Here is a 13,341-nt window from a genome sequence, read left to right as displayed (position 1 = left end):
CTCACACCTCAACATGTAAATACAATGTTATTAAATAATGAACAAAATTGACTATAGAACGTTTTATTTAGCTGTTCAATGATTGAATTATAAACACTTACTGGTTTTTTGCGTTTAGTGAGCTAGGATTGTGTTTAGTTTACTAATCACAACGCGAAAAGTTGGAGATTGTGCCCAATGGATACGGAAATAGGACCACGATTTAAAACCTTGAGAGAGCAAGCCGGTCTATCACAACGTGAGCTCGCTAAGAGAGCGGGTGTCACCAATGGCTTTATCTCACAAATAGAAAGCAACGCGGTTAGCCCTTCTGTTGCGTCACTGAGTAAGTTGCTCAGTAAGATCCCCTCATCCATGGCGGACTTTTTTGCCATCGATGAGCCAATGCCAGAGCAGTTCTTTACGCGTAAAGAAGAGCAACCCGAAATCGGAAGAGGCAAGATCAGCTATCGCCAAGTCGGGCATTACCATGAAGGTAGGCATATTGGCATGCTAAGAGAGACCCTAGCACCCGGTGCAGACACTGGCAAAGAGATGTTGAATCATGAAGGACAAGAGTGCGGTGTCATCGTAGAGGGCGAATTAGAGCTTACCGTTGATAATGAAGTAACCGTGCTACGCAAAGGTGATAGCTACTACTTTGACAGCATGCGTGCGCACCGATTTAGAAATACCACAAACTACGATTGCGTTATCGTCAGCGCAAATTCACCGGCCAGTTTTTAAGGAAGAAGGTAAATTTATGGATACTACTACTTGGCATGCTAAGGCCGAAGCCCTTAGCTTTCGTACTCAAGCATTTATTAACGGAGAATTTGTAAACTCCGTTTCTGGCGATACGTTTGAAATCATTAACCCTGCTACTGGGCGCCTGCTTGCTCATGTTGCCCGTTGTGATGAGGCCGATGTTAACCTTGCGGTCGATGCTGCTCGTAATGCGTTTGAAAGTCGTATTTGGAGCGGTTTAGCTCCAGCCGACCGCAAAGAGATTCTCCTTAACTACGCTAAGCTCATTGACGAACACAAGGAAGATTTTGCCTTGTTGGAATCCTTAGACATGGGCAAACCCATTTCAGATGCTATGGGCTATGATGCCCCTGCAACGGCTCGCTGTATTCAATGGAACGCAGAAGCTATCGATAAAGTGTACGACGAAGTCGCACCTGTCACCGAGGGTGCACTGGCGCTGGTGACTAGAGAAGCCTTGGGCGTGGTTGCCGCTATTGTGCCTTGGAACTTCCCGACTGTCATGGCGTCATGGAAAATCGGCCCAGCTCTTGCCACCGGTAATTCAGTGATAGTAAAGCCTTCGGAGAAATCCCCTCTTACCGCCATTTTGCTGGCAGACTTGGCCAAACAAGCGGGTATTCCAGATGGCGTATTTCAAGTTCTTCCAGGCTTTGGTCATGAGGCAGGACAAGCACTTGCTCTGCACAATGATGTTGACTGCATTACCTTTACCGGCTCAACCGCTGTAGGCAAAAAACTTCTCAGTTTCGCGGGTGAATCAAACCTTAAGCGTGCATTCATGGAGTGCGGCGGGAAAAGCCCTCACATCGTCCATCATGATGTTAAGGATATAGAGAAAGCGGCCGCTACAGCGGCTTCAGCCATCTGTTATAACCAAGGCGAAGTTTGTACAGCAGGGTCTCGTTTACTGGTCCACTCTTCCATCAAAGATGAGTTCATCGAGCTGGTTAAAAAACACATGGCCAATTGGCAACCTGCGGATCCCCTTGAAAGCGATACTCGAGTAGGAGCCATTGTTGATTCAGCCCAGTATGAGCGAGTCTTAAACTACATCAATATCGGTCAGTCTGAAGGGGCTACACTGGCATTTGGTGGCACTACCGTGATGAACCACACCGATGGCTTCTTTATTCAACCCGCTTTATTTACCGACGTCACTCCAGACATGCGCATTTATAAAGAGGAAATCTTCGGCCCTGTCTTGTGTGTGACTAGCTTTGATTCCATAGATGAGGCCATAACGCTCGCCAATGACAGCGAGTACGGGTTGGCTGCGGGTATTTGGACGTCGGATATGTCTACCGCCATTAAGTGCTCACGGGCTTTACGAGCAGGAACCGTCTTTGTGAACAACTGGGACGGCGGTGATATGACAATGCCATTTGGTGGTTATAAACAAAGTGGTAATGGTCGAGACAAGTCACTGCATGCCTTGCACAAGTACACTGAGGTTAAATCAACTTGGATAGAGTTGGACTAACAATAAAGGCCTAGCATGAGCTAGGCCTTTTCATTTACACATATTAGCTGATCTCTATTTCTCTTGGCGTTGGCGCAGACGGCTCAATTTTAGGAACCACTACAACCAAAACACCATCGGTGAATTCAGCATAAATATCACTCGTGTTCACATTGTTGCTTAAGGTAAAACTGCGTACCATTTTACCTTGGTAGCGCTCCTTGTGAATGTACTTTTCTTGTTGAGTGTCTTTACGTGACTCTATGGTGACCGCAGAAATGGTTAACATCCCCTTTTCACACGACACCGAAATGTTGTCTTTGTCGACACCCGGTAAATCAGCGATGATTTCAAACGCAGTCTCTTTTTCCATCACATCAACATTTGGAGAAAACTGCCAATGATTCCACCGAGGGTGAAACGTAGGTACCGCATTATCAAACAGTCTCCCGAAGTCAGACCAAGAGTCTCTTGGTAGCAAGCTCATAATCACCTCCAACCTTGTTTAGATACCCAATATAAGTTTAGTTCTATTGGTAGAGTGTATTTAAACATTCTCGGTCAAAGTTGATCACCATCAAACTACACAAAGAGGTAAGCAATTGCCGATGAGACAACCTCAGCGTAAAAAGAGTCAGTAATACCAATCACATTAAGTAATGTGATCAGCCTAGCTCGTTATTTAGTACGATTGGTATAATCTAGAAGGTAGGCGGAGTCGCAGCACTGATTAATTCACACTCGACCTTGCCTCTGTTGCGAAATCGGTGCGGTTTACGTGTTTCAAAGTAGTAAGAGTCGCCCGCTTTCAAGACACGAGTGTGACTACCCACGGTGATTTCAATTTCACCACGAATGATTATCCCACCCTCTTCACCATCATGCTCAATAAAGTCGGTACCGGTATCTGAGCCTGGAGGATAGATCTCTCTGAGAACAGCCAATTGACGCCCTTCGCGCTTTGCACCCACCAGCAGCATTTTTATTTTGCCATCGCCAAGATCAGCCATCTGTTCGGCGGTAAAGAAAATATCGTCTTTCGGTTCTACGTCTAAGGTAAAAAACTCCCCCATCGAAATAGGTATAGCGTCGAGGATCTTCTTCAATGATCCAACCGAGGGGTTCACTAGGTTCTGCTCTATCTGGGAAATCATGGAGTTGGTGACACCACTTCGCTTTGCGAGCTCCCGCTGGGACATTCCTCGCATAGTACGAATTGTTTTTAATTGTTTCCCTACATCCATGTTTTTCTCCCAGAAAGGACCAAGTACCGAGCAGCCTGAAGGCAGTTTCTATTGCTGACTCATCTTCATTTCAAGCAGCCTACGCTTCTCGGCTTTCGCCATTACCCACCAAGCGATAAAGGTGGCACAAGAGACCGCTAATATAGTTAACGTTGCCAACGCATTGATTTTAGGGCTGACTCCTAAGCGTACACTGGAGAATACCACCATTGGCAGGGTTGTTGCGCTCGGACCAGAGACAAAACTGGCAATAACCAAGTCATCGAGAGACAAAGTAAAGGCCAGAAGCCAACCGGCAAGGATCGCTGGAGCAATGGACGGAAGGGTAATTTGGAAGAAGACTTTCCATGGTGGCGCGCCCAAATCCATTGCAGCCTCTTCAACTGAACGGTCCACCTCTTGCAATCGTGAGCTGACGACAACCGTCACATAAGCGGTACAGAAAGTGACGTGGGCAATCCAGATGGTCAACATTCCCCGTTGACTGAATAGGTCAAACACTTGCCCCATGGCGATAAACAGCAGCAATAAAGAAAGACCGGTAATCACCTCTGGCATCACCAACGGAGCCGTGATCATAAACGCAAAGCCTGTCTCGCCTCTGAATTTACCAAAACGACTCACCACAAAGGCGGCAATGGTGCCAAGCACGACAGCGGCACTGGCCGATAAGAAGCCAATGATCAAGCTCAGCTTTACCCCGCCCATCAGTAGATCGTCTTCTAATAATTCAAAATACCACTTGAATGAGAAGCCCGACCAAACCGTTACCAGACGATTTTCATTAAATGAGAAAATAATCAGAATAAAAATTGGCAAATATAAGAAGGTGAAACCTGCTGCAAGAATTGCCCATTTTAGCTTACTTTTGTAGACCGGAATGTCGTTCATCCTTGCGCCTCCAGTTCACGTTTTTGATAGCGATGGAACCATAAAATAGGCAACATCAGAATGAGTAGCATCACAATTGCCACTGCCGATGCAACGGGCCAGTCCCTGTTATTAAAGAACTCTTGCCACAACACCTTGCCTATTAATACCGTATCGGGTCCACCGAGTAATTCGGGGATAACAAATTCACCCACTGCAGGAATAAACACCAGCATTGAGCCCGCGATAATTCCCGCTCTCGTTAGCGGCACGAGAATAGTAAAGAGTGTGGTGATAGGTTTAGCACCCAGATCGCTGGCCGCTTCTAACAAAGAATAATCAACGCGCATTAAAGCGGTGTAAAGCGGTAACACCATAAACGGCAGATAGGTATAAATGATACCGATATACACAGCGGTATCGGTGTGGAGTATTTTTAGTGGCTCATCGATCGCACCTGCAGCCAGCAGCACATTATTCAGCAATCCATTATTTTTGAGAATGCCTATCCAAGCGTAAACACGTATTAGGAAACTGGTCCATGAGGGCAGAATTATCAGCATCAAAAGCACATTACGCGTTGATGGTTTTGAGTGCACAATCGCCCATGCAATGGGAAACCCGATAATCAGGCACAGTACAGTCGAGACCAGTGCGATTCGAATTGACTGCAAATACGAAGACACATAAAGATCATCTTCAATAAGGTATTGGTAGCTTCCTACATTCAGCAGCAATTGTAGTTGTTGTTCGGCGTAACTTATTAGCTCTGAATAAGGAGGAATAGAGATTTGGGCTTCAGCAAAACTGATCTTGAAGACAATTAAGAATGGCAACAAGAAAAACAGGAGTAGCCAACCATAAGGGATCGCAAGGAGTAAGCATTTGGGCGTTGGTATAACACGCCAAAGATTGAGTTTGGCTCGTTTCTTCATAATTTTAACACCACGCAGCTGTCCATATCCCAGCAAAGGTTGACTCGCTGCTCCCATGTGGGCATGCCTTTTCTAACACGACTGGTATTTTGCAAAGTCGCAGTGACCAGTTTACCCGAGTCCAATCGCACATGATAAATGGACTGATTGCCCATATACGCAATATCTTCCACCACTCCACTGCACGAATTCGTTGCGTGACGAGTGTGCTCACAAAGGGTCATTTTTTCTGGTCGGACGGCAATCATCACAGGGATGCCTGGAGCACCAGAGATGCCGTGATTAATAGTGATAGCGTTTGGTAGGTCAGGCGTTCTTACGGTCGATTTATCGCTAAGGTTGGTTTCTAAAACACCCTCGAAGATGTTGACCGAACCGATAAATTTAGCGGAGAATTTGGAATTAGGGTGCTCGTAAATAGCTTCCGGCGAACCGATTTGAACAAACTGCCCTTTATTCATGATTGCGATTCGACTGGCCATTGTCATCGCTTCTTCTTGGTCGTGAGTCACCATCACACAGGTCACACCAACACTTTCCAAGATATCGACCACTTCAAGCTGCATTTTTTCACGAAGGTTCTTATCAAGCGCGCCCATAGGTTCGTCTAACAGTAAGAGTTTCGGCTTCTTAGCTAGGCTTCGAGCTAGCGCTACGCGCTGTTTCTGACCACCCGATAGCTGGTGTGGCTTACGCTTGGCGAAATCGGTCATTCGAACCAGTTCAAGCATATGCTTGACCGTATTCGCTCTTTCCTGACTAGGCATTCCGTCTTGCTCTAGGCCGTATGCGATATTCTTTTCAACCGTCATATGCGGGAACAAAGCATAAGATTGAAACATCATATTTACAGGACGTTTATAGGGTGGAATTTCTGCCAAATCCTGTCCATCTAGAATAATTTTTCCGGCACTTGGTTGCTCAAATCCGGCGAGCATTCTCAATAAAGTCGACTTTCCGCAACCCGATGCGCCAAGTAACGCAAACAGCTCCCCTTGATTGATGGTTAAATCAATATTATCTACCGCAGGATAGCCGTCGAATTCCTTGGTTAAACCTCGAATCTCTAAAAGTGGCTTTGGCGGTACAGGTGCAACATGTTCATGGTTGAGTTTGGTATCGAGTGACATCAATGTCATGGTAATCTCCAAGCAAAAATGGCGACTCAAAGAGAGTCGCCAACATAGGTATTGATTTAGTTCTTAAGGAAGTCTGTCCAAGCACGGGTCATAGCACGAGATGTTTTATGCGGTAACATCTTGGAGCTATACAATTTTGCTTGCGCTTCTTCCGTTGGATAAATGCCTGGATCATTCAAGATATCAGCGTCAATAAACTCACGCGATGGCGGGTTAGGATTTGCATACCAAACGTAGTTACTCACTTCTGCAATGACTTCAGGGCGAAGTAGATAGTTAATGAACAAGTGTGCGTTTTTCGGATGCTTCGCTTCTTTTGGAATGGCCATCAGGTCAAACCAAGCAAGAGCGCCCTCTTTTGGAATTGAATACGCGACTTCTACACCATTATCCGCTTCTGCTGCTCGGTCAGCCGCTTGCAATACGTCACCAGACCAGCCGATAGCGACACAGATATCACCATTGGCAAGATCGTTAATGTACTGCGAAGAATGGAAGTAAGTGACATAAGGACGAACCTCTTTCAGTAGCGCTAACGCATCCTTTTTGTAGTCGTTAGGATCGGCACTGTTTGGATCTTTGCCTATGTAATTCAAGGCAGCCGCCATAATTTCCGTTGGGGCATTTAAGAAGCCCACACCACATTTAGACAGCTTCTCCATGTTCTCTGGCTTGAATACCAAATCCCAGCTATCTACAGGAGCGTCAGCACCCAAGACTTCTGTGACCTTCTCAACGTTATAGCCAATACCCGTTGTGCCCCAAAGGTAAGGAACAGAATAAGCGTTATCTGGGTCAACGGTTTCAGCCAAGATCCCCATCAATTTAGGGTCTAAGTTTTTGTAGTTCGTCAGCTGAGATTTATCTAGCTTTTGGAACGCGCCGGCTTTCGCTTGGCGTCCTAAAAAGTCATTACTTGGTACAACCAAGTCAAAACCAGTGTTTCCTGACAGAATTTTCGCTTCTAACACTTCATTTGAGTCAAAAACATCGTAAACCACCTTGATGCCTGTTTCGTCTTCAAATCTTTTAATCGTATCTTCCGCGATATAATCAGACCAGTTGTAGATGTTGAGCACCTTTTCCTCAGCAGCATAGGATGTTATAGAGCTAAGTCCTATCGTCATCCCTAACGCGACACTAAAGTATGCTTTAATTTTCTCCATTTGGATCTCCGTTCCTGTTTGCTCTTGTTTAATACCTTTGGGTATAAGTCTCGTCGGCTACCGCGAAACGTCGGCGAGTGTGTTATCTAACGCAATTTTTGCTTTTTCAATAAATTCATCGATTTCATCACGAGTGATGATCAGCGGTGGCGAACAAATCATGGTGTCGCCAACGGCGCGAAGTACCACTCCCGCAGAGAAGCAGTGTTCACGACATCGTGTTCCAACATCGAGATCCTTGTGATAGCGCTCGTTTGTTGCCTTATCTTTTACTAGCTCAATGGCTCCCACTAAGCCTTTCGTTCTGGCTTCGGCGACCATCGGGTGATCCAGTAACTCACCCCAACGAGAAGCAAAATATGGAGCAATGTCTTCACGAACTCGACTCACAATATTGTGTTTTTGCATCTCTTTGATGTTGGCAATGGCAACGGCGCATGCCGCAGGATGACCTGAATAGGTAAAACCATGAGCAAACTCGGTATCGGCATCAGTGAGAACCTTAGCAACATGCTCCCTAACCATGACGCCACCCAGTGGCAGGTAACCTGAGGTAATGCCTTTCGCCATGCACATTAAATCAGGTTTAATGTCGAACGTTTGGCTCGCAAACCACTCTCCCGTTCGGCCAAAGCCACAGATGACTTCATCGACAATAAGCAAGATTTCATACTTATCACAGATGCGCTGAATCTCAGGCCAGTAACTGTCTGGGGGAATAATCACCCCACCCGCACCTTGGATAGGCTCGGCAATAAAGGCAGCAACATTGTCTTCGCCGACTTCCAAGATCTTGGCTTCCAGTTGCTGAGCACGCTCTAAACCAAATTCATTGGCATCAACACCTTGCCCTTCACCAAAGTGATACGGCTGATCAATATGAACGATATTTGGAAGTGGCAACCCTCCCTGAGCATGCATAAACGCCATGCCACCAAGGCTCGCGCCCGCCATTGTGCTGCCGTGATAAGCGTTGTTACGGCTGATAATGGTTTGCTTGTTAGGTTTGCCCAAGCTTGCCCAGTAATGACGAACCATACGCACAACCGTGTCGTTACACTCCGAGCCAGACCCCGTAAAGAACACATGATTCATTCCTTCAGGAGCCACTTCAGCAAGCAGCGTTGACAACTCTACCGCCGGTGGATGCGTGGTTTGGAAAAACAAATTGTAGTAAGGCAACTCCTGAAGCTGCTTTGTTGCCGCGTCGATAAGCGGTTGGCAGTTGTACCCCATATTTACGCACCACAATCCCGCCATCCCATCTAGGATTTTGTTACCGTCTTCGTCGTAGATATAGATACCTTCAGCTCGAGTAATTACTCGTGAGCCTTTGTCATTGAGTGCTTTAAAGTTGGTAAATGGGTGCAAGCAATGCGCACTATCTTGTTCAATCCATTTAGACCCAGTTTGTTGTGACATAACTTAATTCCATTTCTCGTGGTATTAACGGGTGTGCTTTTCTCTATAGCGTTACCTGTGTTAAACGTTCAATAATAAGAACTCTCTCTCCCAAGAACTGATGACTTGGAAGTAGGTTCGGTATTCCTTACGCTTGATTGCCACGTAAGCCGACACGAATCGATCGCCTAATATCTCTCTCAATTCGTCACAGTTTTCTAACAAGCCCAGAGCATCTTCCAGATTGTGCGGAAGTGAATACGGCTCAGTGGTCATGTCACCGGTACTTTTCTCTGTTGGTGTCAGTTTTTCTTTCATGCCTAAGTAGCCACAGGCTAGCGTCAGCGCCATTGCTAAATATGGGTTCGCATCCGCTCCCGCATAGCGGTTTTCAAGTCGACGAGCTTCTTTATCAGAATTTGGTACACGTAATCCAACCGTGCGATTGTCTTCTCCCCACGCCACGTTAGTGGGTGCAGATTCACCAAAGACTAAACGGCGGTAGGAATTCACATTAGGAGCAAAGAAGGCGATAGCGGCGGGGGTATATTTCTGCATTCCGGCGATGTAATTCAGGAAGAGGTCACTGTTACTGCCATCCGCATTTGAAAATAGGTTCTTACCGTTTTTATCCACCAAGCTTTGATGAATATGCATTGAACTGCCCGGCTCATCTTCCATAGGTTTTGCCATAAAGGTGGCATAAACATCATGGCGCAGTGCCGCTTCACGCATCGTACGCTTAAATAAGAACACCTGATCGGCGCGATCTAGAGGCTCACCGTGATCAAAGTTCAGCTCCATTTGAGCCGCACCAGATTCGTGAACTAAGGTATCCACGTCTAGCTCTTGCGCTTCGCAGTAGTCGTACATGTCTTCGAAGATAGGGTCAAACTCGTTCACCGCATCAATACTGAACGACTGACGTGCTGTTTCTGGTCGGCCGTTACGGCCAATTGGCGGCTCTAATGGGTAGTCCCAATCGAGGTTTTTCTTGACTAGGAAAAATTCTAACTCTGGTGCTACGACTGGCTGCCAGCCTTCTTTCTCGTAAAGACTCAATACTCTGCGCAGGACAGCGCGAGGTGAAATATCAACGGGATCGCCATCTACGGTATAGCAATCATGAATAACCTGTGCGGTTGGCTCTTTAGTCCAGGGTACAAAACGTATGGTATTTTGGTCTGGCTCCAGAGTCATATCCTTCTCGGTCAGATCAATCATACTTTCATCATCTGGCCAATCACCGGTTACGGTCTGGAAAAAAACCACTTCGGGAAGACGCATTCCTCCTTCTCGAAGAAATTTTTTCGCAGGCATGATTTTGCCACGAGCGTTGCCTGTAATGTCTGGGATCAGACACTCAACTTCAGTAATACGGTTCTTTTCTATCCATTCCCTAATCGTTTCCATAAATCCTTCTTTTCGTTATTTTCTCAACGAATTTATCGATAAGCTCTATTTAGAATTGACATCAAAGTGTACGATTGTCAAACAAATATGTTAATTATTTAGCAAATCATGAGGCAACCATTAACACTTTATACACATAAGTGTTGTCTTTTACTAAACATTATGTCTATGGTTAAAAAGAAACCAACAGCACAAAACACAACGCAATGCTGGCTAAATAGGGATATGTTGGAAATGAGTGGAGGAACCACAGTGGGAACAAGTCAACTTTCGAATAGCACTGATAACATCGAACAAATTCAGGTGAGCCAAGAAAAGCTGACCATAGAACGATTTATTGAACAGCACCCTGATGTCACGACGTTAGACCTGATCCTGTTTGATATGAATGGTGTTGTCAGAGGAAAGCGTGTTCCACTCTCTCAGCTCAATAAAGTATTAGAACAAGGCATCTGTTTGCCCGCTTCTGTCTTTGCATTGGATATTTGCGGAGAAACCGTAGAGGAAACCGGCCTTGGTTTTGAAAAAGGTGACGGTGATAGAATATGCCGCATGGTGACAAGCTCACTGACCACTACCCCTTGGCAGGAAAATAGCGCGCAAGCTATCGTGACCATGTTCGAACCAATCTCCAATCAACCCTTTTTTGCCGACCCACGCCATGTGCTAGAGGTGCAACTGGATAAATTCGCCTCCAAGGGATTGAAGCCCTGTATTGCAGTAGAACTTGAATTCTACTTACAAGATCTAGAACCTGATGAAGCAGGGAATCCTCAACCGCCACTGATGCCGATTAGCGGCGAAAGGATGACCCAAACACAAGTCTATTCGCTGGAAGAGCTTGATGAATTTAAATCCTTCCTCGACGAGATAATCGAAACCTGTAACGAACAGAACATTCCTGCTGAAAACATTACCGCCGAATATGCGCCCGGACAATTCGAAGTTAATCTAAAACACACTAATGATGTCCTTTTGGCGTGCGATCAGGCGATGCTGCTCAAACGAGTGGTACGAGCCGTTGCCAAAAAACACGGTTTCTACGCTAATTTTATGGCAAAACCTTATACCGAATATGCTGGAAATGGCTGTCATGTACACATCAGTCTTCAAGATGAAATGGGCACCAATATCTTTGGTGAGAATGAAGAAGTGTTATTGAATGCCGTCGCAGGAGTGCTTGCACACCTTGAAGATAGCATGGCCATCTTTGCACCAAACGCGAACTCTTATCGCAGACTTCAACCCAATATGTTTGTCCCCCTTCATTCTACTTGGGGCTGGGATAATCGCACTGTCGCAGTACGGATCCCCGCAAGTGGAGAGACAGACAAGCGTATCGAGCATCGCCTATCAGGCGCTGATGTTAACCCTTATCTAACTGTCGCCGTGTTGCTGGCCTCAATACTCGACGGTATTGAGAACAAACTGACTCCACCACCGCCAATTGAAGGCGACGCAACCTTATTAGAGCTACCAATGCTGCCTATATCTTGGGATATGTCTTTGCATGAATTTGAGAATAGTCAATTTATGAAGCGTAGCTTTGGCGAAGAGTTTTGTAAGGTTTACCTAGCCAATAAAAAACACGAACAAGCGCGATTCTCAGCGCAAGTCTCTCCTTTAGAATATCAGTGGTACAAATAAGTAAGGACACACAATGAAAGTGAAACACACAGACTCCTACTACGCAGCATCAAAAAATCAGCAGTTTGATTTTCCCAAACTCACGGGAGAACATGTTGCCGACGTCTGTGTGATTGGCTCTGGAATCACCGGAGCCACCGCTGCATTAGAACTCGCCAATAAAGGCTTTAAGGTCATTGTGTTAGAAGCAAACCGCGTGGGTTGGGGCGCTTCTGGACGTAGCGGCGGGCAAGCAATTTTTGGTTGGGCGTCGGAACAAGACACCCTTGAGAAACTAGTGGGTAAATCCGATGCGAGAAAGCTGTGGGATATCTCTGTTGAAGCGTTAGCGTTAACTAAATCCAACATCAACAAATACAACATCGATTGTGATTGGCGTGATGGAATGGTGCATGTGGGTATGAAACCGCGCCACGATAAAGAGCTTCAAGCTTGGCACGACGATCTTACAGAAAACTATGGTTATGAATCACTCGAAATGTGGGACCAAGATGAGGTCCGCAGCCGAATAGCCAGTAACAAATATACCTCGGGCATGTTCGATAGCAACAGTGGCCACCTTCACCCTCTTAACTACACACTAGGCCTAGTGAACGCCGCAAAATTGGCTGGCGCCGAGTTCTATGAAGACAGCGCGGTGAACCAAATTAAGCACGGTGATCCAGCGACGCTGTTTACCAAAGAGGGAACAGTAAAGGCAAACCATGTCATTCTGGCCTGCAATGCCTATATGAAAGGGCTTGAGTCAAAGCTTGAAAATAAAGTCATGCCAGTAGGTACCTATATCTGTGCCACCGAGCCTCTAGGTGAAGAGGTAACTGGCGCACTGATGAAAGATCATATCTCGGCTTGTGATATTAATTTTGTCCTCGACTACTACCGCTGCTCTGGGGACCATCGAATGTTGTTCGGCGGCCGAGTAAGCTACTCGGGGGTTGCACCCGTTAACTTAGAAAAAGCGATGCAAGGTCGAATGCTCGATATCTTCCCTCAGCTAAAAGATACAAAAATTGACTACGCATGGGGCGGCAATGTCGCAATTACCATGAACCGAGCGCCCCACTTTGGACGCTTAAAGCCTAACGTCTATTTCGCACAAGGTTTCTCCGGCCACGGCATTGCAGCAACCGGTATGGCAGGCACGCTTATGGCAGAGTGTGTAGCGACAACCGCAGAGCGCTTTTCAATCTTCGACAAAATCCCTCATATGCCCTTCCCCGGCGGACGTCTATTGCGAACACCGGCGCTACTTTTAGCTATGTCGTATTATAGAGTTCGCGATCTTTTGTAGGGCCCAGCTGTGACGATTTTTAAATG

The 13,341-nt window shown here is 46.2% G+C and carries 12 protein-coding genes; 4 read left to right on the top strand and 8 right to left on the bottom strand.

From position 1 onward, the window contains the following. The first annotated feature begins 177 nt into the window (after positions 1 to 177). Both OCU35_RS14125 and OCU35_RS14120 read left to right on the top strand, forming a co-directional pair. Positions 178 to 726 (top strand): cupin domain-containing protein, encoded by a 549-nt coding sequence (locus tag OCU35_RS14125; RefSeq protein WP_261826328.1) that lies wholly within the window; start codon positions 178 to 180, stop codon positions 724 to 726. A 16-nt stretch (positions 727 to 742) separates the two neighbouring features. Further along, complete coding sequence (locus tag OCU35_RS14120; RefSeq protein ID WP_261826327.1) at positions 743 to 2,230, top strand: aldehyde dehydrogenase; 1,488 nt, start codon at positions 743 to 745, stop codon at positions 2,228 to 2,230. A gap of 43 nt (positions 2,231 to 2,273) precedes the next feature. Here the strand turns inward: OCU35_RS14120 and OCU35_RS14115 are convergent, their stop codons facing one another. From OCU35_RS14115 to OCU35_RS14080, 8 genes are all read right to left on the bottom strand, one after another. After that, entirely contained in the window at positions 2,274 to 2,696 is a 423-nt protein-coding gene (locus OCU35_RS14115; RefSeq protein WP_065598508.1) for an Hsp20/alpha crystallin family protein, read from the bottom strand. Positions 2,697 to 2,910: 214 nt separating this feature from the next. Further along, complete coding sequence (locus OCU35_RS14110) at positions 2,911 to 3,453, bottom strand: cupin domain-containing protein (protein WP_065598509.1); 543 nt, start codon at positions 3,451 to 3,453, stop codon at positions 2,911 to 2,913. A gap of 48 nt (positions 3,454 to 3,501) precedes the next feature. Beyond that, the gene (locus OCU35_RS14105) at positions 3,502 to 4,344 is read right to left on the bottom strand and encodes an ABC transporter permease subunit (protein ID WP_017028460.1); all 843 of its coding nucleotides are present in this window, start codon (positions 4,342 to 4,344) and stop codon (positions 3,502 to 3,504) included. Continuing rightward, positions 4,341 to 5,258: a putrescine ABC transporter permease PotH gene (potH, locus tag OCU35_RS14100; RefSeq protein WP_017028459.1), complete on the bottom strand. Its 918-nt coding sequence runs from the start codon at positions 5,256 to 5,258 to the stop codon at positions 4,341 to 4,343. The genes OCU35_RS14105 and potH overlap by 4 nt, the downstream gene beginning before the upstream one ends. Then, positions 5,255 to 6,397: a putrescine ABC transporter ATP-binding subunit PotG gene (gene potG, locus OCU35_RS14095; protein WP_261826326.1), complete on the bottom strand. Its 1,143-nt coding sequence runs from the start codon at positions 6,395 to 6,397 to the stop codon at positions 5,255 to 5,257. Before potG ends, potH begins: the two co-directional genes overlap by 4 nt. A 56-nt stretch (positions 6,398 to 6,453) precedes the next feature. Beyond that, the gene (locus tag OCU35_RS14090; RefSeq protein WP_261826325.1) at positions 6,454 to 7,563 is read right to left on the bottom strand and encodes an extracellular solute-binding protein; all 1,110 of its coding nucleotides are present in this window, start codon (positions 7,561 to 7,563) and stop codon (positions 6,454 to 6,456) included. A 57-nt stretch (positions 7,564 to 7,620) separates the two neighbouring features. Then, on the bottom strand, positions 7,621 to 8,985 hold the full coding sequence (locus OCU35_RS14085; RefSeq protein WP_102329060.1) for an aspartate aminotransferase family protein: 1,365 nt from the start codon (positions 8,983 to 8,985) through the stop codon (positions 7,621 to 7,623). Between the two features lie 60 nt (positions 8,986 to 9,045). Continuing rightward, complete coding sequence (locus OCU35_RS14080) at positions 9,046 to 10,377, bottom strand: glutamine synthetase family protein (RefSeq protein WP_261826324.1); 1,332 nt, start codon at positions 10,375 to 10,377, stop codon at positions 9,046 to 9,048. Between the two features lie 234 nt (positions 10,378 to 10,611). Between OCU35_RS14080 and OCU35_RS14075 the strand changes: the two genes are divergently transcribed. Next, positions 10,612 to 12,024, top strand: coding sequence for a glutamine synthetase family protein (locus OCU35_RS14075; protein ID WP_261826323.1), 1,413 nt, complete (start codon positions 10,612 to 10,614; stop codon positions 12,022 to 12,024). 13 nt (positions 12,025 to 12,037) lie between these two features. Further along, a complete protein-coding gene (locus OCU35_RS14070) occupies positions 12,038 to 13,315 on the top strand; it encodes an NAD(P)/FAD-dependent oxidoreductase (RefSeq protein WP_017028453.1) in 1,278 nt (425 codons plus the stop codon). Positions 13,316 to 13,341: the final 26 nt, after the last annotated feature.

Origin of the sequence: Vibrio breoganii, assembly GCF_024346795.1 — a bacterium.
In the GTDB taxonomy this organism is placed as follows: domain Bacteria; phylum Pseudomonadota; class Gammaproteobacteria; order Enterobacterales; family Vibrionaceae; genus Vibrio; species Vibrio breoganii.
This window is presented reverse-complemented; position numbering and strand designations above follow the sequence as displayed.